Origin of the sequence: Streptomyces nanhaiensis (genome assembly GCF_046614825.1) — a bacterium.
In the GTDB taxonomy this organism is placed as follows: domain Bacteria; phylum Actinomycetota; class Actinomycetes; order Streptomycetales; family Streptomycetaceae; genus Streptomyces; species Streptomyces radiopugnans.
In genome coordinates this window covers 1-23624 of record NZ_JBKJFM010000097.1, presented here as the reverse complement: position 1 = coordinate 23624, position 23624 = coordinate 1, and the positions used below count along the sequence as shown (strand labels likewise).

16 protein-coding genes and 2 pseudogenes are annotated in these 23624 nt (G+C 69.6%); 5 read left to right on the top strand and 13 right to left on the bottom strand.

Annotation, left to right across the window (positions count from 1 at the left end):
* Positions 1 to 146 precede the first annotated feature (146 nt).
* Positions 147 to 509 (top strand): annotated as a pseudogene (locus ACLIYP_RS20015) (tyrosine-type recombinase/integrase); the annotation flags it as partial.
* A 152-nt stretch (positions 510 to 661) separates the two neighbouring features.
* On the opposite strand, the gene ACLIYP_RS20010 reads toward ACLIYP_RS20015, so the two are convergent.
* The 3 genes from ACLIYP_RS20010 to ACLIYP_RS20000 all read right to left on the bottom strand — a co-directional run bounded on the left by ACLIYP_RS20010 (position 662) and on the right by ACLIYP_RS20000 (position 9456).
* The gene (locus ACLIYP_RS20010; RefSeq protein ID WP_410539409.1) at positions 662 to 1000 is read right to left on the bottom strand and encodes a hypothetical protein; all 339 of its coding nucleotides are present in this window, start codon (positions 998 to 1000) and stop codon (positions 662 to 664) included.
* A gap of 92 nt (positions 1001 to 1092) precedes the next feature.
* Positions 1093 to 7956 carry a polymorphic toxin-type HINT domain-containing protein gene (locus ACLIYP_RS20005; protein WP_412714500.1) on the bottom strand — a complete coding sequence of 2288 codons (6864 nt, stop codon included), beginning with the start codon at positions 7954 to 7956 and terminating at the stop codon, positions 1093 to 1095.
* Positions 7957 to 8112: 156 nt separating this feature from the next.
* Positions 8113 to 9456, bottom strand: a complete 1344-nt coding sequence (locus ACLIYP_RS20000; protein WP_412714499.1) for a LamG domain-containing protein — start codon at positions 9454 to 9456, stop codon at positions 8113 to 8115.
* 45 nt (positions 9457 to 9501) lie between these two features.
* Between ACLIYP_RS20000 and ACLIYP_RS19995 the strand changes: the two are divergent.
* Positions 9502 to 10248 (top strand): annotated as a pseudogene (locus ACLIYP_RS19995) (stealth conserved region 3 domain-containing protein); the annotation flags it as partial.
* A gap of 415 nt (positions 10249 to 10663) precedes the next feature.
* Here ACLIYP_RS19995 and ACLIYP_RS19990 read toward each other — a convergent pair.
* Positions 10664 to 11917 (bottom strand): hypothetical protein, encoded by a 1254-nt coding sequence (locus tag ACLIYP_RS19990; protein WP_412714498.1) that lies wholly within the window; start codon positions 11915 to 11917, stop codon positions 10664 to 10666.
* A 944-nt stretch (positions 11918 to 12861) separates the two neighbouring features.
* Between ACLIYP_RS19990 and ACLIYP_RS19985 the strand changes: the two genes are divergently transcribed.
* Entirely contained in the window at positions 12862 to 13050 is a 189-nt protein-coding gene (locus ACLIYP_RS19985) for a pentapeptide repeat-containing protein (RefSeq protein WP_412714497.1), read from the top strand.
* A 149-nt stretch (positions 13051 to 13199) separates the two neighbouring features.
* On the opposite strand, the gene ACLIYP_RS19980 is transcribed toward ACLIYP_RS19985, so the two are convergent.
* A complete protein-coding gene (locus tag ACLIYP_RS19980) occupies positions 13200 to 14612 on the bottom strand; it encodes a peptidase C39 family protein (RefSeq protein WP_412714496.1) in 1413 nt (470 codons plus the stop codon).
* Between the two features lie 215 nt (positions 14613 to 14827).
* On the opposite strand from ACLIYP_RS19980, the gene ACLIYP_RS19975 reads away from it, so the two are divergent.
* The gene (locus ACLIYP_RS19975) at positions 14828 to 15451 is read left to right on the top strand and encodes a uridine kinase family protein (RefSeq protein ID WP_412714495.1); all 624 of its coding nucleotides are present in this window, start codon (positions 14828 to 14830) and stop codon (positions 15449 to 15451) included.
* 451 nt (positions 15452 to 15902) lie between these two features.
* Entirely contained in the window at positions 15903 to 17903 is a 2001-nt protein-coding gene (locus ACLIYP_RS19970; RefSeq protein ID WP_412714494.1) for an AAA family ATPase, read from the top strand.
* 100 nt (positions 17904 to 18003) lie between these two features.
* Here ACLIYP_RS19970 and ACLIYP_RS19965 read toward each other — a convergent pair whose 3' ends face one another.
* From ACLIYP_RS19965 to ACLIYP_RS19930, 8 genes are all read right to left on the bottom strand, one after another.
* The gene (locus tag ACLIYP_RS19965; RefSeq protein WP_412714493.1) at positions 18004 to 18483 is read right to left on the bottom strand and encodes a PH domain-containing protein; all 480 of its coding nucleotides are present in this window, start codon (positions 18481 to 18483) and stop codon (positions 18004 to 18006) included.
* Positions 18484 to 18534: 51 nt separating this feature from the next.
* Entirely contained in the window at positions 18535 to 19383 is an 849-nt protein-coding gene (hisG, locus tag ACLIYP_RS19960; RefSeq protein ID WP_093656612.1) for an ATP phosphoribosyltransferase, read from the bottom strand.
* A 146-nt stretch (positions 19384 to 19529) separates the two neighbouring features.
* The gene (locus ACLIYP_RS19955) at positions 19530 to 19802 is read right to left on the bottom strand and encodes a phosphoribosyl-ATP diphosphatase (protein WP_093656614.1); all 273 of its coding nucleotides are present in this window, start codon (positions 19800 to 19802) and stop codon (positions 19530 to 19532) included.
* A 34-nt stretch (positions 19803 to 19836) separates the two neighbouring features.
* Positions 19837 to 20322: a 6,7-dimethyl-8-ribityllumazine synthase gene (gene ribH, locus ACLIYP_RS19950; RefSeq protein ID WP_412714492.1), complete on the bottom strand. Its 486-nt coding sequence runs from the start codon at positions 20320 to 20322 to the stop codon at positions 19837 to 19839.
* A 106-nt stretch (positions 20323 to 20428) separates the two neighbouring features.
* On the bottom strand, positions 20429 to 21835 hold the full coding sequence (gene ribA, locus ACLIYP_RS19945; protein ID WP_412714491.1) for a GTP cyclohydrolase II: 1407 nt from the start codon (positions 21833 to 21835) through the stop codon (positions 20429 to 20431).
* Positions 21832 to 22563: a nicotinamide mononucleotide transporter family protein gene (locus ACLIYP_RS19940; RefSeq protein ID WP_412714490.1), complete on the bottom strand. Its 732-nt coding sequence runs from the start codon at positions 22561 to 22563 to the stop codon at positions 21832 to 21834. The genes ribA and ACLIYP_RS19940 overlap by 4 nt, the downstream gene beginning before the upstream one ends.
* Positions 22560 to 23243 (bottom strand): riboflavin synthase, encoded by a 684-nt coding sequence (locus ACLIYP_RS19935; protein ID WP_412714489.1) that lies wholly within the window; start codon positions 23241 to 23243, stop codon positions 22560 to 22562. The genes ACLIYP_RS19940 and ACLIYP_RS19935 overlap by 4 nt, the downstream gene beginning before the upstream one ends.
* Positions 23244 to 23624: RibD family protein (locus tag ACLIYP_RS19930; RefSeq protein ID WP_412714488.1), on the bottom strand; the 381-nt coding region annotated here is incomplete at its 5' end.

The following is a 23624-nucleotide window of genomic DNA, read 5'->3' as shown; positions in this document are numbered from 1 at the left end:
GTCCGTAACGTCCTCGACGACCAGTGCCGACAGCCCGGAAAACACCGTCCCGATAAGAAAATTGACATCCATCACGAGATCATCGCGGATGGCTACTCGGCGTCACCACCGACTACGGGCCAGAGCCGAACGTTTGACAGACCCCGGCGTGGCAGGACAGCGGGCACGTGTTCACCACGGTGCAGGGCGGGCCGATCGACCCGACCAACCTCACTCGCGCCTTCATCACGCTCCTCCGCAAGGCTGGCCTCCGCCGCATCCGCTTCCACGACCTCCGCCATTCGACCGCGACCCTGCTTCTGGAGCAGGGCGTCGAACTCGTCGTGATCAAGGAACTCCTAGGCCACGCCCACATCGGCGTCACCGCCACCGTCTACGCCCACGTCCGACTCCGCCTCCAGCGCAACGCCATCGACACTCTCAGCACCGCGCTCAGCAGTGGTGGGATCACCGAGACGGCCAGCTCCAATGGCGATGAGCCGCCACCTTGCACCGTCCTTGTCCGCTGACGTTGCCGTCAACTACTGCCGTCAGGCGGTCTCATTGGGCACTACCCACCAAGTGGCGATTCGCGAGTGAAAGCAAGGTCGCGGGCTATAGGGAGAGGGGGCAGGTCATCGACCTGCCCCCTCTCGCGATTTACCGCACCCGCCTGCGGAGGTTATTCACCCACGGTGAATCGCCAATCCCACAGAGGTTCCCTCTGGAACCGCGCTAGAACCTCTCCATATTCGATGAGTTCACCGTAATTCGTATCCAGCAAGCCTGATAGCCCCTGGATTACCTCGCCCAGGAGATCGCGAATGCAAGACACTCCCGGGTATTCAAGCGTGATCGCCTGAAACTCGCCGATCTTCTGGCGAATCTCATCCACTTCTTCCTCATCGAATTCATCGAGGACATCCCCGGACGCGTCTACGCCGAAGCTGCATTCTCCCCGATCCAGCCGATCGAAGGTTTCACCCTCGCTGTAGGCACCAGCCTTCTGCAGACGAGCCACGATGCGCTGATGGCTCCCTGGGGGACTGAGGAGAACGATGGTAGGGCGCATGGATCTTCCTGTCGTGACGGGTGCTGATGACGCATCTTGGACTACGGAGCCAAGACATCCAGCAGGACATTCTTGTCGCGAGTGACCATGATGCCGGCCTGCTCAAGACTCTTGATCACGCTTCCTCGCCCTTGCGGGAGGTATACGATGACCGGATAATCCGTCAGACTCTGAGTTCTCAAAGCCTGCTTCAGCGCTCCCTTACCCGAACCCGTTTTGACCTGAACCACGGCGTTCCTGGTCACGATGTCGAAATCCGTGAGCACTTGGCCATCCGCGCCGACAATATCGACTCCCTGCGCCCGGACGTGTCCCGGATAGCGTGCGTTGATGTCGTCAACCAGGTCGGGAACGAGGGGATCGTCTCCCTTTCCGATCACATGCGTTGGGCACCCATTGCTATTGTGAACGAGGACCGGCGTCTCCCCCGCCAGCACATAGTACGTGTGCAGGTCGGCGACGGTGAGGTTGTGGACTGTGGCCTGCTGGGTCCAGCGCTTGACCGCAGTGATCTGGATGTGGGTGCCGGCGCTGGTGCGCAGCCACTGGCCAGGCTCCAGGTCGGTGGCGTCGATCCACTCGCCCAGTTCGGGGACCCAGAAGGGGTGACCGTCGGTCGCCGTGACCGAAGCGGTCCTGTCGCCCTTCTCTCCGTCGATGTCGACGGTGACCTTCACCAGGTGCTTGGCGTCCCTGCCGGTGATCTCCGCGGTCACCTCCCGAGCCGCGATCTCACCGGTTTCGGGGTCGGTGGCGAGGACCTTGTCGCCGATGTCGACATCCTCGATGGCCTTCGTATTGCCGTCCGCCATGAGGACCGCAGTGCCCGGGACGAAACTGTTCGGTGTCGGGCAGCTTCCGGCGGCTGCGGCCGCATCCTCGAACCTGTCGGCTTCTCTGCCCTTTTTCGCCCAGGTCGTGAACCCTGAGATGATCTTGCCCAGCAGGCCCCACACCCGTGCGCCGAGCGCGACCCCCTTCTCCCAGTTCCAGGGAACGCCGTATTTGACCGCCAGTTTGCTGACCAGTCCGCCGGCGAAAGTGGTGGCGATGTTGACGATCGTGGCACCGCAGGCACCGAGGGAACCGGTGGTGAAACAGTCCAGGGCGTCGGTGATGCCGAGTTCGTCCGCGGCGATCTTGGCTATTTCCTTGGCGGCCATGACCGCGCGCTGTTTCGCGGCGTTGGCCGCGGCCCTGGCTCTGTCCGCCTTCTGCTGTGCCGGCGAGTTGACCTGCGCCCAGTACTGGTGGAAGCTCTGGCTGCGCCAGAGCAGGGCACGCTGGTAGCTGGCCGGATCACGCTTGATGCGGTTCTGCAGGACTTGGGCGTTTCCGTAGCCGAGACCCGTGGCGTCGTCGTAGATCATCAATCCCGTCGGGTCGGAGAACGACACGGGATTGTTGTTGCTGTAGGCGTAGCCGTTGATCTGCTGGGGGTCGGTGAAGTCGATCAGGGGGTCCGCGGAGATGAACCGCCCGTTCTCCGGTTCGTACTCGCGTGCGCCGATGTGTGTCAGGCCGGTCGACTTGTCCACGGGCTTGCCGAGGAACCCCTTGTCGTCCATCCAGGGCTGGGAAGCGTTTCCGCGTTCGGCACCGAAGGGGTCCATCCGGCGGCGGGTCGTCTCCCCCGTGGCCGCGTCGATCGCGATCTCGGCGGTGCCGTGGTGGTCGGAGGCGAGGAAGCGCACACCGTCCCCGGTGCGCATCGCCACCGTCCGGTCGCCGAAACTGTAGTAGCGCGTGCCCGTGATCGCCTTGGTCGTGGCGTCCAGCCGCAGTTCCATGCCGGGCAGGTAGAAGGTGGTGGCGTCGGGCTCCTTGCGGAGGATCCGGTCGCCGGCCGCGTCATAGGCGAAGGCGGACTCCTGAGTGCCCTGGACCGCCCTGGTCAGTCTGCCCTCGGCATTCCAGTCGAGGTCCTGGGTGTTCCCGTCCAGGACGCGTCTGTCGGTGTTGCCGACCTCGTCATAGGCGAAGGTGTCCTGTGAGCGGACCGCGGGGCCCTGGCCACCGGCGGCGGTGTCCTGGACGACCTTGGTGAGCATGTGCGGACCACCGTCGCCGGCCTCGCCCGGGGTGCCGTCCTGGTCCTGGTCTCCGTAGAAGTAGGTCCGGGTGATGTCACCCGCGCCTCCGACACCGTGGATGGTCTGCCTGCTGCGGTTTCCGGCCGCGTCGTAGGAGAAGGAGTGCCAGTAGGCCGCCGCGCCGCCGATGGTGCTTGCCGACGGGCCTCCGGCGCAGGCGGCATTGGTCCTGCCCGAGCCGACAGCGCCGTCGGATGTGTTGGAGGTGGACCACGCCTCGGCCAGTCGCCGTTGCCAGTCGTAGGTGAAGCACTGGGTGTCGGTCTGGCCGCCGGTCGGGGTGTCGGCGACAGCCGTGACGTTGCCGGCCTGGTCGTAGGTGTACCGGGCGTCGTAGGTACCGACCGACGCGCCTTCGCGGACGACCTGGGAACGGGTGAGGCGATCGGTTCCGCGCTCGTACTCGTACCTCAGCCACACCTTCTTGTCGGTCGGACCGCCAGTGGTCAGTTCCAGTTCCTCGAGCTGACTGATGGTGGTGTATCGGGCGGCGTTCACATAGGTGGTGCCGAGTGAGGTCCTCGTCTGCGTCACGCGCTGCAGGTCGTCGTAGACGTGGGAGACGGTCTCGGCGGGCAGCCCGCCGGCAGCGGGTATCCGTGTCGACTGGAGGGTGCCGTCGCGGTTGTACTGGAATCCGTACTCATAGGTACCGTTGAGCTCCGGAGCTGCGGTGCCCGTGAGGTTGTGGCGGATCCTGGTCGGCTGGTACATCTCGTCCAGCTCGGAGATGATCGTGCTGGACTGGACGGCGCCGTCCGCGTAGCGGTACGTCCCGTACAGCTTGCCCTTGGCGAGCCTGTCGTACGTCGAGACGGTCAGTTTGGTGCCGGTGTCCGGCTCCCCCTCCCACGTGGACAGGGTGCGGCCGATGGCGTCGTACTTGGTCGAGATCTTCTTGCCACGCGCGTCGGTGGTGGAGATCAGACGGTCGAGGACGTCGTAGGCGTAGCGGGTGGTCCCGGTGTCCGGGTCATCGGCTTCGATCTTGCGGCCCAGCTGGTCGTAGGTGTACGTCCAGGTGTTGCCGGCCTGGTCCCTGACGGTCTTGAGCTGTCCCGCGGGGGTGTGGGCGTAGCGAACGGCCTCGTAGTCGGCGGTCGTGCCGCCGGGCAGGGGTTCGTCACCCTTGTAGCGGCGGACCTCCTTGGTGCGGCCGCGCGCGTCGGTGATGGCGGTGGTCGGCGCCTGGCCGGCGGGCGGGTCGGTGTGGACCCGGTCACCGCCGTGGGCGTAGGTCGTGCGCCACTTCTCCTCGCCTGCGACGCGGAAGATCTCGGCGGTCTTGCGTCCGGCACCGTCGTACTCGATGACGGTCTGGGCTCCGACGCCTCCCTCGGAGGGGTCGAACAGCTGGTCCTGGGGTTCCTGGGTTGTGTAGTAGTCGGTGTTCGTCTTCTTGATGGCGCCCAGGCCGTTGTAGAAGGTGTCGGCGATCATGCGGCCGCCGTCGGGGCCTTCGGTCTGCTCCTGGCGAGGTCTGAGCAGACCGTCGTAGAGGGTGTACTCGGTGTTGTAGGTGTTGTCGTTGCGGATCTTCTGGGTCCGGACGGCGACCGGAGCATCCTTGCGGACCAGGTAGTCGTACTTGATGGACGGCGTGAAGTCGGATGCCTTCGGACGGTCGGGGAGCCACACCGATGCGAGGCGGCCCAGAGCGTCGTAGGCGAGGTCGGTGCGCTTGCCGTTGTTGTCCACCTGCGCGGTGGGAAGGCCCCATGCGGGTGCGTACTCGGTGACGGTGGTCCAGCCCAGTGGGTTGGTCTCGGCCTTCTTCGCCGTCAGGCCGTCGGTCTCCTCGTAATCGATGGTGGTGGAGGTTCCCGCGGCGTCGGTCACCTTCGTGGGGCGGCCGTAGGCGTCGAAGTCCGTGGTGGCGGACTGGGTGACGGTGCGGTAGGTCGGTGTGGTCCCGTCGTGGGAGGCGAGCTTCTGAACTTTGGTGGTGTCGCCCTTGGTCGGGGCTTCTCCGAGTCCCTTGCCGTCGTAGAAGGTCAGGTCATCGGAGATGACCTGGGTCTTGCGGTCCACCGTCGTGTCGCAGGAGACGGCGACCTTCTCCACCCGCGAGACGGCTTCCAGGATGTGCAGTCCGTCGTTGTCGGCGTAGCTGGTGCGGGTGCACTGGTTGTCGCCGGCTACGCCGACCTCGCCGTAGTCGTCGGTTTCGGTCAGACGGCCGTGCTCGGTGTCGTAGCGGTTGGTGCTCTTGGTCTGCTGTCTGCCGCCGCCTTCGAGCATGGTGTATGTGGTGGTGGTCCCCGGGCGGACGTACCACGCCCTGGTGGTGCCCCAGCTTCTCGCCCTGGTGGCCGTGTTGTGCTTCCAGGCGGTGTTGATGCTCTTGGTGGTGGTCCTGTCGGCGGTGTATGCGCCGTTGTAGGTGATGGTCTCGATCTCGAAGCCGGACAGCTCCTCGGGATCGGAGTGCGTGTCACCCTCGGAGTCTGTGACCGGGTCACCGATGCCGCGCAGGAAGGTGTGCTCCGTGCGGGTGTTGGAGGGGCTGTCGGTGCCGTCGGACTTGGTGACGCGGACCTTGCCGTAGCCGCGCCAGTCGCTGCGGGTACGGTACTCGCCGTCGGTGATGCCGTCGGGCTTCGGAGTCTTCCAGCCGGCCCCGCCGAGGTAGGTGTAGTCGGTGACCATGTCCGGTGCGCCGCCGGTCAGGTCGGTCTCGGTGACGCGGTCGACGACGTACTTGTGGAACCAGTCGGTGACCGGTTCCTCCTCACCCGGTGGGTTCCACTTGACCGGGTAGCAGCGTCTGGTGGAGGAGTCGGCCGCCGGCAGGGTGCTCTCCGAGCAGTCGGCCGGTGCGTAGGAGACGCTCAGGTGCCCTCCGGTGTCGTTCTCGACACCCGCGAGTCGGAACCGGTTCATCGGTTGGATGTTGTCGCCCGTCTTGTCCACCCGGTTGGGCAGCTTCCGCCCGTGGATCTTGACGGAGGGCATCGAGGCGCTGGACGAGCCGACGTGCCCGGTGTGGTCGATGGTGTTCAGCCACAGTGTCCTGGAGCCGTCGCCGTTGTCTGTGAACTCATGGGTGAACTTCCAGGAGTCCACGGTGCTGTAGCCGGTGCCGGACCGGATCTGGGTGGTGACCGAGTTCAGTTTCTTGCGGGTCCAGAACGTCGGAGAGTTCTGGCCAGGACACTTGGAGTCAGCCTTGCAGTTGCGGTCCCAGGGCACGTCCGGCCAGCGGCTGGCGGTGGCGTCGGTGAGGTCGCCGGGCTCGCATTCCTCGGCCGTGCCCATGCAGCGTTCGCCGGTGCTGAAGACGATTCGGGCCGGGGCGGCGGTGCTGTGGACCTGCTCATGGCGCTGGCCGTAGTCGATTCGCTTGAGGTAGCCGCCGCGGATGTACGGTTTTCCGTTCTCGGTGGTCTTCAGGCCCTGGGTGTAGTAATTGGTCTCCCGGCCGTAGTAGAAGGACATCACGTTGCCGTGCGTGTCCTTCACATAGTCCAGGTTCCAGCGCCACGCCTGGTCGCAGTAAGCCTCGGCGAACGTCGCCTTGTAGCAGGGTTCGCCCTCGTCGTCGCCGTAGACCGGAACGGTCCAGGTCGAGCTGGTCTCCTCATCACCGGAGGTCCAACCGGGGAGCCGGTCCAGGCCGAAGTGGTACTCGGTGCCGTCCGTGGTGGTGATCCGCCAGTGCTCGCCGTTGTCGTCCTCGTTGGCGCCGTCGGTCAGCAGTTCGACCTTGGAGTCGTCGTCCGAGCTGATCCGCCACTTCTTGGTCGTGTCGTCCAGGACCAGTTCGCCCGAGGGGCCGCCCGCGATCTGGATGGTGGCGTTGTGGTGCGCCCAGCACTGGTCGCCGTTGGTCTCGGCGTGGCCGTCGTCGGCACACGCCTTGTAGCGGCGTTCGATGAATCCCGGTTCATAGCCGAAGCCCTGGCCGATCCACGACCCCTGGTTGTTGGTGGTCGCCGTCTGACCGTCGACGGACTGGGAGTTGTAACCGAAGGCGACGGGGGGAACGAGCCCTCCGGGAACCGGTGGCGTGCGCAGTGGGTAGTTCCAGTTGAAGGCACCTGAGGAGTTGGACACGCTCCACTCGGCCGAGGGCGAGAGAGGGGTGGCTCCGTAACTGCCCTGGTCGGATCCCTCGTCGGCGGTGGCCGCCAGCAGCATCCCGGCGCCGGAAGGGGCGGCTCTGTCCACTGTGAGTTGTGTGCGGTGGCCCTTCGCCGAGGGAGCGACCGGAACGTCGGCCGTCAGCGTCCGCGCTTCGGTGTCGTTGGTGCCGTCCAGCTCACGCGGCGTTGAGCACTTCTTCTTCTCCGGGGTGTCGAGCAGGCAGCCCGGGTACTGCACAAGGCGCAGCCGGGAACCGTAGCCGCCGCCGTAGGCGTCGGCGAAGCCGGAGTAGTCCAGTTGCAGGCGTGCCGAACCCTGCTCGTTCCGACTGTCGGCACGAGTCACACGGAGCAGCACACCGTCGATGCCGGCCGCGTCGGTCTTCTTGCGGCTGACGACCTCCACGGTGACTGAGTCCGGCGTGGAGTTGGCCGTGGTGCCCTTCTTCGGCGGGCCGACCTTGAGCGGCAGGCGATCGGCCTCCTCGGGTTTCCGCCCGATCCGTATGCGTTCGGTGCCCGCTCTGGGCCACTCGGCTTCAGCCGGTACCTTGGCCCAGGCTTTCTCTACCGGGTTGGCCTTGCGCGGCTTGTAAGTGGCGTTCTCTCCCCGCACAGGCTCGTCGTAGTTCCGCAGTTCAGAACGTCCGAGGTCCTCGGCTTCGCTCTGCGGGACGTACTGCGGCAGCAGGCCGACGGTGAGCGCCACACCGAGCGCGATGATCACATGGCGTCGGTAAGCGCGTCGCCGAAACGGTACATTGGGCCAAAACCGGACGGGCGTGGGCATGGCTGCTCCGGGAGTCCAAAGTCGAGGAATTCAGGGAAACGGGTGCTGGGCACAGGGGTGGGCGGACCTGACATCCGCCCACTCCTGTGCGGGTCATGTGTCCGACAGGCTCGTTCCGGAGGCGAGTCCGGCTACTGTGCCGATCGCTCCCGAGTCCAGAGCGCCCTGGTAGACACGGACTTCGTCGATGGCACCGGAGAAGTGTTCTCCTCCCGTGGTGCCTGTCAGTTTCCGGCCCACCTGGAGGCTCGTGGTGGAGAGGTCCCAGGTGTTGCGCCACATGGCTTGGGCTCCGGCCAGCTGCCCGTTGACGTAGAGGCGGACCCCGCCGAACACCGCGTCGTAGACCAGCGCCAGGTGGTCGCCGTCGCCCTCCGCGCTGGGGAGGGCTCCCGCGTCCACAGCGGTGGTGACCACAGGCTCCGTGCCGTCCGGTGCGGTGCCGTCCTTGCTCGTCAGTTCGAGCTGCCAGCGGTCGTCGGCCTGGGAGTAGCGTACGAGCGCAGCGTTTCCTTGGCTGCCGGACAGTGCGAGTACCGTCTGGTCCCGAGTGGCACCGAGAGAGGCCAGCCGTACCCGGGCGGTGGCGGTGAAACTGCCCTCGGCCGACTGCAGGCCCGGGGCCCGGGTCCCATGCCCGGTCACTCCGTCCAGGGTCAGGTGTCCGTCGCCCCACAACGCGTCGGGGACCGGCGGCCCTGCGGCGCAGTCGGGGTCCAGGTCCACGTCGCAGTTGGTCTCCGCCGGGGTGTAGATGGCCGCGTCCCCTGCCAACGTGAGGCCCAGACCAGCCGGATCGCCGGAGGCCTTGGGGTCCCAGTCGGGGGAGACTCCGTCCTGGGCTTCGTCCAGCCCCCAGTATGCGAGTTGCTTGGCGGGGAGGCCGCCCAGTTCGTGGCCCTCTCCGGCGGCGATCACTCGGTCGTACAGTTTGACGTCCGCGACCGTGCCCTTGAGGTGTGCGGTGGGGCCCGACAGGGATAGTTCACGGCCGATCTGCAGTCCGCCCTGGGCCTTCCACAGAGTCCGGCGCGCTTGGATGTCGTTCTCGACCAGCATGCCGTTGACGTAGAGGCGCAGTTTCCCCTCGTCCCCGTCGTAGACACCGATGAGGTGCGTCCAGGTCTTGGCGCGGACGATGCCGCCGGATGCCTTCCAGGAGCCCATGCTCTCCAGCCCGGTGACGGGGATGCGGAAGGACCAGGACTTGGTGACCTCGTCGTAGCCCAGAGCGAAGCCCGGTTCGGCGGTGCCGTCCTGGCTGACGACGGTCATCGTGCGGTCGGGGATCTCGGGCAGGTAGATCCAGGCGCCGACGGAGAAGGTCTCGTCGGTGTCGACCACGGGTTGTTCGGTGCCCAGGTAACCGTTCGGGGTGCCGTCCAGGGATGCCGCGGGGTCGTTCGGTCCGTGCGGCCCCTGTGCCCCGAAGGTCACTCCGGAGCCCGCCCTGGCGGGCGGGGTGCCGACGTTACCCGTCGCCTCACTATCGTCACCGACGGACAGACCCCAGCCTGGCTGAACCGGAATGCCCCCGGCATCAAGGTCGTCGACCACAAGGAAATATTCGCCGATCCCTCCGCGCTGCCGGTCTTCAACTCCCACGCGATCGGTACTCAACTGCACCACATACCGGAGCTGTCGGACCGCTACCTGTACTTCAACGACGACGTCTTCCTCGGCCGCCCCGTCACCGCGGGCCACTTCTTCCACGGCAACGGAATCGCCAAGCTCCCCTTCTCCTCCTTCCAACTCGGCTTGGGCGCACCCCATCCGGACGAACCCGCGCCCAACTCCGCCGGCAAGAACGTCCGGAAACTACTTCTGGACGCGCACAGCCGGTTCACCGTCAACAAGTTCATGCACACCCCGCATCCGCAGATCCGGGAGGTGATGGAGGAGCTGGAGGAGCGGTTCGCCGAGGACGTGACGCGCACCAGCCGTTCCCGCTTCCGCTCGGTGACCGACATCGCGATGGGTGCGTCCCTGCACCACCACTACGCCTACCTGACCGGCCGGGCCGTCCCCGGCAAGTACAAGTTGCGCTACGTCGATGTCGCCCTGCCCGATGCCGTCGACCGCCTCGCCTCACTGGCCCGGCACCGCGACCACGACTTCTTCTGCCTCAACGACGTCAACACCCCGGAAGCCGAGCAGGAACGTGTAGCCGACCGCCTCCACACCTTCCTCGAAAGCTACTTCCCCTTCCCCAGCCGCTACGAGCGCTGACCGGCTCAGCAGCTTGGGCAGTACGGTCCTGTTCGGTTGCTGAGGTTGAACGGGCCTGGCCGCACTTCGCGCCGCCGACCGGGGAAGCCCTGGCCGGCGGCCATCACCCCGGGACGCTCTGACACCTCACCGCCAAACACTCCCGGGCCGCTGGGCACGCGGTTTCCCCACCACTCCAGCCGTACGGCTGGAGTGGTGGGCCCCCGTCACGATCGATGCGCTGCTTTGGCTCGCTTGGCACGCTTTTAGATCCTGGAGGCCCATAGCACCACAGTCGGTACCTCACGCGGAGCATCGGGCGTGATTCAACCCAAGGCCCGAGGCTTTTGCGGTGAGCACCGGCGGAGAAGGACTCTTCTCGGCTGAGGGTGTGGCCGAGCCTCGCACCTGGCGACGGTCGGCGGTCGGCGGTCGCTCAGCCTTCCTCGTCGCGCTTCTCCTCGTTCCCGCGCCGGCGGCGCGCCCGCTCGGTGATCTGGCTGGAGAGCCTGTCCTTCACCGAGCCGGCCTTCTCGAGGGTCTCGCTGCCGAGGCTTCTGGCGGCACCGATGCCCTTCGCCCCCGTCTCGAGCGCCTTGTCCCTCGCCTCCGCAGCCGCTTCCGCCCACCGCCTCGCCTCCGACGACCGGCGACCGGACTCGATCCCGAGCCGCCCGTGGAAGTCGTGGACGCCGGTCACGACCTGGTTGCTCGACCGGACCACGGCCGGGGACTTGGTCGGGTGCAGCAGCACCTTCGAGTTGGCCGCCTCGGCGGCCGCATTCATTCGGGCCACCAGACGCTCGGTGCTCCGCGCTATGTACTCCAGCCGTTTCCGCCGGGCGGCCTTCAGCCCGAGGCGATGCCCGTCCAACTCCTCCGGAGACGCATCCAGCACCCGGTCGAGTTCGAGCACGGCGACCGCGTCCTGCAGCTGGAAGCAGCGGGCCAGAACGGCGAGCCACTCCCGAACCGCGGGCTCGGCTTCCCTGACCGCCTCAGCGAGGTCACCTATCTTGGTCTTGCCCTCCAGCTTCTCCGCGAGTGCGTCGAGTTGACGCAGCGCGTACGCCTGGGTATCCGCGATCGTCGTCGGCGCATCCTGCACCTTCGACCATGTGATCTCGTCGACCCTGCCCCTCTTCTCCCGAATGGTCAGGGTCTCCTCGACGACGAAGCCCACTCCGATCATGCGGGCCAGCACAGCGTCCTTCTGGGCGCGCAGGATGTCGTCGACCTTCTCGTCGATCGCGGCGAGATAGTCGGTGATCTCGTCCATGGTCTGCTGCATCGCGACCTGCGTCATGAGCTTCGCGGTGTTGGCGAGAGCCGCCGGGCTGGTCAGAATCGACCGGGGGCCCCGCGCAAATTCGACGAATCCCCTAATCTGGCCCTTCTGCCCCTTCACCACACCTGTACTGAGACCCGTCTTCGCGTTTTTCCTCAGCCCGTACTTCTTGACGACCTGCGCCGACTCCCGGGTCAGCTTCACCCAGCGGCCGGATTCGGCGACGATGTCCGAGCCCGCCTGCGCGGCTGCGGCCCCGGCGTTGAAGGCGGATTTGAGCCGCTGCGTTCCGAGGTCCTTCGACGGCAGTCCCTCCGAGATGAGGAAGCATTCGACGTCCGCCGCGTTCCCGATGACGGCCAGTCCGTCATCGTCGCTGATCAGCTGAATCTCGTCGTTCATCGCCGCTCCTGATGTGGCTTCTCGCAGTTGTGGGTGGTCGGGGTACGCGCGGCGACCGCCGGGCAGGGGCCGAGGTGTTCCGATGACGGAAGATCGAGATGCCGCACCGAGCAGGATCAGGATGTGCTGCCCTTGCGTCGGCGTGAAGCCGGAGTCCGGGCCGGCACCGGTTCTCCTTAACCGGGAGCGTGCTGAAGGTCAGCGCGTCGTCGGCCGGTAGGAGTATCGAGGTCTCTTGGCAGTTGGGGCTCCCGCGCCTCGTCCGGAGGGTCTCGACGCGCCTGATGCTACTCCGGTGGTAGGTCTCGCCTGCTCCGATCTCGACCTCGGGGAACAATGACACAGCCGTTGACACCAAGAACGATCATGGTCAGTTATCGAGCTCGTGCACGGTTGGTGGTGAGGCGTCGAGGAACATCGGCGGGCTCGCCGGTGTAACGGTGCCAGCGGGCAACCCGGACGCTGGTGCCGTTCTCCCGGTGTGTGTCGGGGGTAAGGAAGCCGTCGAGTCGGGGCGAACGTTCCGCGCCCGGCAGTCGTCAGGGTGGAGGCTGGCAGTTCCCCCTCCAGCGCCGGCGAGATCAAACGCTAGACCCTCCGCGCGGGGTCCGGTGACGAGTCCCGCACTGAAGCGGAGGCCCGAAGTCACGCTGAGTTACTTGTCACTTCGCCGTGACTTCGGGAGAACAGGCCCGAGTTCGCTGCAGCCAGTCGTACGACTGGCTGGTCCTACCGGCCATGATTCCTCGTCTGCCCCGCCGCCGGGCTGAAAGGCGCGTCCTGCGCCAGACCTGCATCGATGTCCTGTGCGCCTACCTGCGCCTGCCCTACATATCCGAAACCGACCTCCCCGCTGGTGACGCGGAAGCCCGGCACACTACCTGGCTCTGCGGGAAGTGCGGCACACCATCATCTGGCTTGTCCGCGACCACCTCCGTCTCCCCGTGGACCACCCCCACTCCTGGCAGGGCCACGACTTCGACTTCACCGGCGTTGTCTTTGACGGCGGAGACTTCTCCAAGGCGGTGTTCTCCGGCGGCAGGGTCGACTTCGGCGGGGTCGACTTCTCTGGCAGCACGGTCCGCTTCAGCAGGGCCGAGTTCACGACCTGCGGCACAAGTGGGCCACCGTGACCCTGGGTAGCGGCGTCCCCCTCCACGAGGTGTCGCGGTGGATGGGGCACGCTTCCATCAGGGTCACGGCGGACCGCTACGGCCACCTCACCGCCGACGGCAGCGAGCGCTGCCGGCAGGTGCTCGGGGCCGTCTTCGACGGCGCCGGGTCAGCGGATGCCGAGCGCGCGCAGCGCGCGGTGCTGGGCCGGGGAGGGCTTTGCCGGGAAGAGGATGTAGCAGATGCCTCCCGTACCGCTTCTGACCTGGCCCTTGTCGTTGTAGCGCTTCGTCCTCAGCCAGATGTTCTCGAACTGCCGGCGCTTGTAGACGCGGCGGACGGCCTCGTTGCTGTCGCTGGCCGGGTCGTTGGCGATGACGTCGCCGTCCTTCGTGAAGCCGATGACGGTCATCAGGTGGCCCGCGGTGCCGTAGCCCGCGCCGTCGAGTTCGGACTCCATGAAGGACTGGGAGGTGATCAGGGGGATGCCGGCGCGGACCAGGCTCTCGGCGTCCGCGAGGGAGTCCAGGCGGGTCACGACGCCCTGCATGTCGCGGTAGGTGGCCGCGTAGGCGGTGTTGAACGGCCAGTTGCCGCAGCCGGAGTACTGGTAGTCGTAGGTGAAGCGGGCGGCGTGGCAGACCTGGGGGTCGGCGTACTCGGGGTTGACCCAGGACAGGTCCTCGGCGGTGGGCCTGCGTCCCCAGTACTCGATGATCATCTGCGAGGAGGTGGGGCTGCACCACGCCTCGCCACCGTTGTCGTACTCCGGGTACTGGCCGATGTGGGTGTTCTGCGAGTAGCGCGGGACGTCCAGTTCGACGCCCGCGGCCACACCCGGGGCGGAGGCCGGGACCTCGAAGCGGTCGGGGACGTCGGATCCCATGGCGCCCAGGCGCCAGACCACGGGGGTGGCGTCGGTGCCGGGGGCGCGGTGGAGGGTGGCGCGCAGCCGGTAGGAGGCCAGGCGCAGGCCGGTGGAGGTGTCGTCGACGGCGAAGGTGTCGGTCCAGACGCTGGACTTGCCGTCACCCTGGTCGTCCACGGAGGTGCGGCGGATGTCCTCGTCGCCGGCGGCCCAGACGCCCAGGGTGTACCAGGGGGTGTCGGTGCCGTCGGTGTACGTGCCCCGCATCTCGATCCGGATCCAGGTGCCGGCCGGGGTGTGGGCGTTCCAGGAGGCGACGAGTTCGCCGGCGGGCACCGGCAGGCGGTGGACGGGCGAGGTCCACACGGCGTACTCCCAGGCGGCGGTGCGCCGGGTGTGCGGGTCGGTGTAGTCGGTGGTGCCCGCGGGGGCGGCGATGGTGATGCCGGGGCGGTCGCCGGTCGCCACGCGGGTGCCCCGCCCGGTGCCGGAGCGCCAGTCGGCGGCGGAGGTCCAGGCGCGGTAGTCCACCGTGGAGCCGGTCCGTGCGCCGGTCCGTGCGCCGCCCGGGCCCGTCCCGGGTGCGGGCGGGGAGGCCGGGAGCGGGGAGGCGGCGGCCGGGGAGAGCGCGGTCTGGGAGGCGACGGCCGCTGCGGCGGTGGCGACGGCGGCGGCGAGTACGGTGCGGCGGGTGGCCGGTCTGCTGTCGGTCATGGCGGTGGGTACCCCGGTCCTTCCGTGAGTCGGTGCGCGTGCGGTCCCGCGCGTGGGTGCTGCGCCGATACGGCGGCGGTGGTACCGCGGACGGACCGCGGAGTGTCCACATCTTGCCGCCGCCGGATCTTCGGGGCCAGTGCTGCGGGCCCCCGCGCACCCGAAAACATTGGTGTCGACCAGTGGTGTTACCCGGTCGGCCGTACGCTGGAGCGGTGATCTCCCGTGCCCGTTCCGGTCTGGCCGGCCTCGTCCGGCGGCTGCGCGCCCTGCCGCCGTCGTGCGGTCCGGTGCGGCTGGTGGCGGTCGACGGGCACGCCGGGTCCGGCAAGAGCACGCTGGCCGGACGCCTGGCGGCCCGGCTGGGCGGGGCGCCGGTGCTCCATCTGGACGACCTGGCAAGTCACGAAGCCCTGTTCGAGTGGACGGACCGTTTTCTGGAGCAGGTGGCCGCCCCCCTCTCACGCGGGGAGCCGGCCCGGTACGGGGTGTACGACTGGGAGCACCGGGTGTTCGGCGGGGAGCGTGCGCTGCCGCCCGCGCCGGTGGTGCTGGTGGAGGGGGTCGGCGCGGGGCGCCATGCCCTGCGCCCCCATCTGGCCTGTGTCGTATGGCTGGACCTGCCGCGCGAGGAGGCCTGGGCCCGGGGACGGCACAGGGACGGGCCGGAACTCGCGGGCTTCTGGGACGACTGGGATCGCGCGGAGGCGCGGCACTTCGCCGCCGACCCCACCCTCCCCCACGCCGATCTCCTGGTACGGCGGTGCGCGCAGGGGTATCTGGTGCTTCCGGGACCGCGAGGGGACGGAGAGAAGTCCGTTGCTGGTCACGGTGGGTGACACCGGGTCAGCGGTAAGCGCTCTCACCCTACCGGTCCGTACGTTCCGTCCCGCACCGGCTTGACCGGCCCCGGCTCCTGGTTCTACGTTCTCCCTGAACGGCCTGACAGGCCGTTCCCGCACGAAGCCCCCGGTTGTTCCCCCGTGATCGGGGGCTTCGTCCTGTCCGGGTTCCGCCCGGACGGCTCCGGCGCGTTCTCACCGTCCGTCACCATCCGCCACCGGGCGGGAGCCGCCGGCCCGCCGGGGCCTCCCCGCGCCCCTGCGGCCTGCGCATACGCCGTCTACGACGGGAACCGCGGCGCGGGTACCATGCCAAAGGCCGTGGACGGCCGGGGCCCTGCCCTGTCTGCCTGCGGCAACTCCCTTTCGCAGCATGGCCGTTGAGCGACGTTGAGAACCACCGCCGCCGTCGGGTGACCGCCCGGCGCATACCTTCGGGGGACGTTTCGTGGGGGACGTGAGGGACTACGGCACGCAGGACGTCCACGGTCCGCAGGCCCCCGCCGATCTCGCCTGGCTGCGCGGCGTCGACGCGTACACCGTGGGCTCCTACACCCACGCCGAGGAGGAGTTCCGCGCCGCCGTGCGCATCGATCCGGGCATGGCCGACGCCTGGCTGGGGCTGCACGCCCTGCGCGTGGACACCACCACCGCGCTGCTGCGGATGCACGAGCACCGCCACCGGTTCGGCGAGCAGCGAGCCCGGCACGGCCGCGCCCTCAACTCCTGGTACTGGCTGGGCTGGTGGGTGCAGCCTGTGCTGGAGACCGAGCGCGACCTGCTGCTGGCGCACGCCTCGCACTGGCTGGACGGCCGCCACGTGGCCGACCTGGACCGGGCCCTGGCCGAGTGCCCGCCGGTGGAGGCCGATCCCCAGGTGCGGTTCCTGCACGCCTGCCGCGCCTACCTCGCCAAGGACTGGGAGCTGCTGGTCCGGTACACCGAGCCGCTGGTGGGCGACCCGCTGCTGGGCGTCGAGGCCGGTCTGTTCGCGGGCATGGCCCGGGTGCGGCTGGAGATGTACGGGCAGGCCGAGCCGCTGCTGGCCGCCGCCCTGATGCGCTGCCGCAGCGAGCAGCCGCAGCGCAAGGAGCTGCGCTACTGGCTGGCCCGGGCCCGGGAGGGCACCGGGCGCAGCGCGGCGGCGCTGCCGCTGTACCGGGCGGTGTACCGGGTGGATCCGGTGTTCATGGACACCGCCGCCCGGCTCACCGCCATCGCCGAGGGCGACGGGCTGGACGACGCACCGGGTGTGGCGGCCACGGCCGTGACGCTCGCGGACGGCGCCGAGGAAGCGGACGGCCCGCCGTTCGAGGCCGCGCCGGATGACCTGCCGGGTGACCTGCCGGCAGGTGTGGGCTGGTCCGCCGACGGCGCCGATCTCGCCGATCCGGCCGCCGGGGGCCTGCCCGGTACGGGCGGCGGCTCGGTCGTTGGCGCGGGCGGTGGCGCGGGCGGTGGTGTGAGCGGGCCCGTGCCGGTGGAGGCCGGCGGGGTACGGGAGCGGTCCTCCGGCGGCCGGGGTACGGCCGGGCGCTTCCCGGCGGGACCGGCCGACCCTGTGCTGCTGGCACGCGCGATGGGGGAGCTGGAGCGCATGGTCGGGCTGGAGCCGGTCAAGCGCCAGGTCCGGGCGCTGTCGGCACAGCTGCACATGGCGCGGCTCCGCGCCGAGCAGGGTCTGCCCGTCCAGCCGCCCAAGCGGCACTTCGTCTTCTCCGGCCCCTCGGGCACGGGGAAGACCACGGTGGCGCGGATCCTGGGGCGGGTGTTCTACGCGCTGGGCCTGCTGGGCGGCGACCACCTGGTGGAGGCGCAGCGCTCCGATCTGGTGGGCGAGTACCTGGGCCAGACGGCGGTCAAGGCGAACGAGCTGATCGACTCGGCGCTGGGCGGGGTGCTCTTCGTGGACGAGGCGTACAGCCTGTCCAACACCGGCTACGGCAAGGGCGACGCGTACGGCGACGAGGCGCTCCAGGTGCTGCTCAAGCGCGCCGAGGACAACCGGGACCGGCTGGTGGTGATCCTGGCGGGCTATCCGGAGGGCATGGACCGGCTGCTGGCCGCCAATCCGGGCCTGGGTTCGCGCTTCACCACCCGGGTGGACTTCCCCAGCTACCGCCCGCAGGAACTGACGGCCATCGGCGAGGTGCTGGCGGCCGAGAACGGCGACTTGTGGGACGAGGAGGCGCTGGAGGAGCTGCACAGCATCAGCGGCCACGTCGTGGACCAGGGCTGGATAGACGAACTGGGCAACGGCCGCTTCCTGCGCACCCTGTACGAGAAGTCCTGTGCCTACCGCGATCTGCGGCTGTCGGACTACCCGGGCACGCCCTCCCGGGAGGAGCTGGCGACACTGCGGCTGCCGGATCTGATGCAGGCCTACGGCGAGGTGCTGTCCGGCCGCGGCCCCGAGGGGCCGCGGCGCGAGCCCCCCTCGCTCGCCTGATCCCCGCCCCGGGACGGGGGTCCGCCCCCGGCCGGCGGTGCGGTGTGCGACAGCGGGGTGTACGGCGATGCGGCGCCGGACCGGCGCGGAAGGGCCGGGCTCAGCGGGAGGACGGCCCCGTGCCGTAGCGCTCGGCCAGCGCGCGCAGCGCCCTAGCGTCCCGGATGGCCTGCTGTTTGGCGATACCCGGCTGGATGCCCATGGCCGGCAGGGTGGTGCCGTCGGCGAGGTCCAGGAGTACCCAGGGGTCGCCGGGGCGGAGGTTCACCCTGACGACCTCCGCCCATTCCAGGTGACGGACGGTGGTGAGGTTGACGACCGTGACGCCGCTCTCCTGGGCGACCACCTTCGGACGGCTGAGCAGGGCGAGGACGCCGAGGAACAGCAGACCGGTGAGGACGAAGGAGGCCCGCTCCCCCGCGCCGATCCCCTCCAGCATCATCGCGACCGTGGTGAGGGTGGCCAGGATCGCGACGCCGACCGACAGCAGGACGATCCGGGTGCGGGCGGGCCGGAAGGTCACCGGCAGTTCGGGGCCGGGGCCGGGCTCTGCGCCGGGCTCGGGGGTGGGGGCGGGCACGTGCGTCGCTCTCCGGTGGGTGGGTCGGTGCTTCGGTGGATGCCGACGGCCTCAGAGGCGGCAGGCGTGGATGCCGGTGGTGAGGATCGCCCGGGCGCCCAGGTCGTACAGGTCGTCCATGATCCGCTGGGCGTCGCGGGCGGGCACCATGGAGCGCACCGCGACCCAGCCCTCGTGGTGCAGCGGCGAGATGGTGGGCGACTCCAGGCCGGGGGTGAGGGCCACGGCCTGCTCGACCTTCTCGGCACGGATGTCGTAGTCCATCATCACGTAGCGCCGGGCCACCAGGACGCCCTGCATGCGGCGGAGGAACTGCCGCACCTTGGGGTCGTCGGCGGGTGCTCCGGTGCGCCGGATGACGACGGCCTCGGACTCCAGGATGGGCTCGCCGATGATCTCCAGTCCGGCGTTGCGCAGCGTGGTGCCGGTCTCGACGACGTCGGCGATGATCTCGGCGACACCGAGCTGGATGGCCGTCTCCACCGCGCCGTCGAGGCGGACGACGGAGGCGTCCACCCCGTTGTCCGCCAGGTGCTTGGCGACCAGGCCGGGGAAGGAGGTGGCGATGGTCATGCCGCCGAAGTCGCCGACGCCGCCCGCCGTGCCGGGGCGGGTGGCGTAGCGGAAGGTGGAGGCCGCGAAGCCGAGCTGGAGGATCTCCTCGGCGGCGGCCCCGGAGTCCAGCAGCAGGTCTCGGCCGGTGATGCCGATGTCGAGCTTGCCGGAGCCCACGTAGACGGCGATGTCGCGGGGGCGGAGGAAGAAGAACTCGACCTCGTTGTCGCTGTCCACCAGGACCAGCTCGCGGCGGTCCTTGCGCTGCTTGTAGCCGGCCTCATGGAGCATCGCCGACGCAGGCTCGGACAGTGAACCCTTGTTGGGGACGGCGATGCGCAGCATGGGGTGGTCTTCCTTCGCTTCTTCGGGCCGGTGCGGGCGGCACGGAGTGGGTGGTGCGGGGTGGGTGGTGCGGGGTGGGTGGTGCGGAGTGGTACGGACGGGAGGCGCGGTCGGCGGTGACGGCGCCGGAGGGATCCGGGGGGTTCCTACAGGTGAGCGTATACGTCGTCGAGGCCGATACCCCGGGCGACCATCATCACCTGAAGGTGGTACAGCAGTTGGGAGATCTCCTCGGCGGTGCGCTCCGCTCCCTCGTGCTCCGCGGCCATCCACACCTCGGCGGCCTCCTCGACGACCTTCTTGCCGATGGTGTGGACGCCCGCGGCCACCAGCTCGGCGGTGCGGGAGGTGGCGGGGTCGCCGGTGGCGGCCTTCTGCTGGAGCTCGCCGAAGAGCTCCTCGAATGTCTTGTTCGCCATGGTGCCCCCTACCCTACGCCGGTCGCGGGTCCGCTCACCGCCAGGGTTCGGCGACGGTGCGCAGGACGGCGGCCGTGGCGACGGCGGCGGTGACCGCCTCGTGTCCCTTGTCCTCGCTGGAGCCCTCCAGCCCGGCGCGGTCCAGGGCCTGCTCCTCGGTGTCGCAGGTCAGCACGCCGAAGCCGACGGGCACGCCGGTTTCCACGGAGACCTGGGTGAGGCCGGCGGTGACCCCCTGGCAGACGTAGTCGAAGTGCGGGGTGCCGCCGCGGACGACGACGCCGAGCGCGACGACCGCGTCGTAGCCGCGGGCCGCCAGCACCTTGGCGGCGACCGGCAGTTCGAAGCTGCCGGGGACGCGCAGCACGGTGGGTTCGTGGATGCCCAGCTCGCCCAGGGCGCGCAGCGCGCCGTCGAGCAGGCCGCCCATCACCTTCTCGTGCCACTGCGCGGCGATCACGGCCACGCGCAGGTCGCCGCAGTTCTTGACGGTCAGTTCGGGGGCGCCCTTGCCGCTCACGTTGCTCCTCGTCGGTGGGTCGTTCGGTGGGTCGTTCGGTGGGTCGTTCGATGGATGGGTGCGGGGACGGGGACGTCCGGCGGGCCCGATGTCGCCGGGGCCGGTGTCACTGGCCGCTGCAGACGGGGACCGGTTCCCCGTCCAGCCAGGGCAGGTCGTGCCCCATGCGGTCCCGCTTGGTGCGCAGGTAGCGCAGGTTGTGCTCGCCCGCCTGGACGGGCATCGGCTCGCGGCCGGTGACGCGCAGACCGTACCGGGCGAGGGCGTCGGTCTTGTCGGGGTTGTTGGTCATCAGCCGCAGGGAGCGCACACCGAGGTCGGTGAGCATCTGCGCGGCGGCGGCGTAGTCGCGGGCGTCGGCGGGCAGACCGAGCTCCAGGTTGGCGTCGAGGGTGTCGCGGCCCGCCTCCTGGAGCTGGTAGGCGCGCAGCTTGGACAGCAGGCCGATGCCCCGGCCCTCGTGTCCGCGCAGGTAGACCACCACACCGCGGCCCTCGGCGGCCACGCGGCGCAGGGAGTCCTCCAGCTGGGGCCCGCAGTCGCAGCGCAGCGAGCCGAACACGTCGCCGGTCAGGCACTCGGAGTGCACCCGCACCAGGACGTCCTCGGCGCCCTCGACGTCCCCGGCGACCAGGGCGATGTGCTCCACGCCGTCGGCGGTGGAGCGGTAGCCGTGGGCGCGGAAGTCGCCGTGGGCGGTGGGCAGGGAGGTGACGGCCTCGCGTCGGACGGCGGGCAGGGCGGGGGCGGTCGCGGAGTCGGCGGAAGGGGCGGGGACGGGGCCGGCGGGGGCGGCCTGCTCACGGGAGCGGCGGTAGGCGATCAGCGCCTCGATGGAGACGATCGCCAGGCCGTGCTTGCGGGCGAAGGGCACCAGCTCGGGCAGGCGCAGCATGGTGCCGTCCTCGCCCGCGATCTCCACGATGGCGGCGGCGGGACGCAGTCCGGCCAGGCGTGCGAGGTCGACCCCCGCCTCGGTGTGGCCGGGGCGCTCCAGCACGCCGCCGGGGCGGGCGCGCAGCGGGAAGACGTGGCCGGGGCGCACCAGGTCGCCGGCCTCGCAGGCCGGGTCGGCCAGCAGCCGGATGGTGGTGGCGCGGTCGGCGGCGGAGATGCCGGTGGTCACCCCGTGGGCGGCGGAGGCGTCCACGGAGACGGTGAAGGCGGTGCCCATCGACTCGGTGTTGTCGCCGACCATCTGCGGCAGTTCCAGCCGCTCCAGCTCTCCGGCCTCCATCGGCGTGCAGATCAGGCCGCGGCACTCGCTCATCATGAAGGCGACGATCTCGGGCGTGACCGATTCGGCCGCGACGACGAGGTCGCCCTCGTTCTCGCGGTCCTCGTCGTCGACGACCACCACCGGGCGTCCGGCGGCGATGTCGGCGATCGCGCGCTCGACCGGGTCCAGCGCCAGGGCGTCGCCGACCGCACCGCCGAACGCGTCGGCCGCCACGGGGTCGGCGGAGGCCGCGGGATCGGCGGGACGCGGGTTCCAGGTGTGCAGCACGGTCATGCCGGAGCTCCTTCCAGAGCGGGGTCGTTCGCCGCCTTCGCGCGGGAGCGCAGCCACCAGTCGCGCAGGCCCCACAGGACGAGGACGAAGTAGATGACGTAGACCAGGCCGGAGAAGGCGAGGCCGCTGCCGAAGGCGAGCGGGACGCCGACCAGGTCCACCAGCAGCCAGGCGAACCAGAACTCCACCCATCCGCGGGCCTGGGCGACCATCGCGGCCAGGGTGCCGACGAAGATGTAGGCGTCGGCCCACGGGCTCCAGGAAAGCTGCGGGTAGAGCGTGAACAGCCCGCCGACCGCGAGGGTGCCGGCGGCCGTTCCGGCCAGCAGCAGGCCGCGTTCGCGCCAGGTGGCGAACCGTACGGTGATCCTGCCGTCGGCCCTGTTGCCAGCACCGTCGCCGGAGGGCCGCCCGGCCGCCGCGCTCCCGTCGTCCGCCGCCGCCGCGGAGGCGCCGCGCTGCCACTGGCGCCAGCCCCACACGGCGACGCCGATGACCAGCAGCTGCTTGCCGACGCCGCCCGAGAGCTGGGCGGAGGCGTAGGCGGCGACCAGGATGAGTCCGGCCAGGAACTGCGCGGGCCAGGTCCAGATGGAGCGGCGCCAGCCGAGGGCGAGGGCGGTCAGGCCCATGACGTTGCCGACCATGTCGGACCACTTCACGCCCTGGCCGAACGCCTCGAAGGCGGTGCCGTTGAGGGTTCCGTCGAGCCACTCCAGCGCGCTCATCGGGCGACCCCGGCGGTCCCGGTGATCTCGACGGTCTCGGTGATCTCGGCGGTCTCGGTGATCTCGGCGGCACCGGCCGGCCCGGCCGCGACGCGGTGGCCGAGCAGCCGCTCGACGTACTTGGCCAGGACGTCGACCTCCAGGTTGACCGGGTCCCCGACGCCCTTCACGCCCAGTGTGGTCAGGGCGAGGGTGGTGGGGATGAGGCTGACGGTGAAGTCCGTCTCGCCCGCCTCGACGACGGTGAGGCTGACGCCGTCCACGGTGATCGAGCCCTTCTCCACGATGTAGCGGGTGAGCCCGCCCGGGGCGGCGATCCTGACGATCTCCCAGTTCTCGCCGGGGACGCGCTCGGTGATGGTGCCGGTGCCGTCCACGTGGCCCTGGACGATGTGGCCGCCGAGCCGTCCGCCCAGCGCCATGGGGCGCTCCAGGTTGACGCGGTCGCCGGCGGTCAGGGCGCCGAGGCAGGAGCGCTTGAGCGTCTCGGCCATGACGTCGGCGGTGAACTCGCCGTCCGCGGTGTCCACGACGGTCAGGCAGACGCCGTTGACCGCGATCGAGTCGCCGTGCTTCGCCCCCTCGGTGACCAGCGGGCCGCGCAGCCGGAAGCGGGAGCTCTCCTCCAGCTCCTCGACGGCGGCGACCTCGCCCAGCTCTTCGACGATTCCGGTGAACACTCAGGACTCCTTGGGCTCGTGGACGGCGGGGGCGGGAGCGGACTCGGCGGATACGGCGGATACGGCGGATACGGGCGCGACGGGTACGGCGGGTACGGCGTCGATGCGCAGGTCGGGCCCGATCCTCTCGACCGCGGTCACCGTCAGTCGCAACGCATCGGCGATGGTGGCGATTCCGGCGTCGGCGAGGGCGGCGGGCCCGGCGCCCAGGAGGGCCGGGGCGAGGTAGGCGGTGACCCGGTCCACCGCGCGGGCGGCGACGAAGGCCCCGGCCAGGGTGGCGCCGCCCTCCAGCAGCACGGACCGCACGCCGCGGCCGTGGAGGGCGGTGAGCAGCGCGGTCACGTCCAGGCCCCGGCCGTGCCCGCCGGCGTGGCCTCC

Bases quoted from the DNA above. Each gene is read 5' to 3' on its own strand.
- ribA (WP_412714491.1), bottom strand. From the start codon at position 21,835: ATGACCGTGCTGCACACCTGGAACCCGCGTCCCGCCGATCCCGCGGCC.
- ACLIYP_RS19940 (WP_412714490.1), bottom strand. From the start codon at position 22,563: ATGAGCGCGCTGGAGTGGCTCGACGGAACCCTCAACGGCACCGCCTTC.
- ACLIYP_RS19990 (WP_412714498.1), bottom strand. From the start codon at position 11,917: ATGAACGACGAGATTCAGCTGATCAGCGACGATGACGGACTGGCCGTC.
- ACLIYP_RS19980 (WP_412714496.1), bottom strand. From the start codon at position 14,612: ATGACCGACAGCAGACCGGCCACCCGCCGCACCGTACTCGCCGCCGCC.
- ACLIYP_RS19955 (WP_093656614.1), bottom strand. From the start codon at position 19,802: ATGGCGAACAAGACATTCGAGGAGCTCTTCGGCGAGCTCCAGCAGAAG.
- hisG (WP_093656612.1), bottom strand. From the start codon at position 19,383: ATGCTGCGCATCGCCGTCCCCAACAAGGGTTCACTGTCCGAGCCTGCG.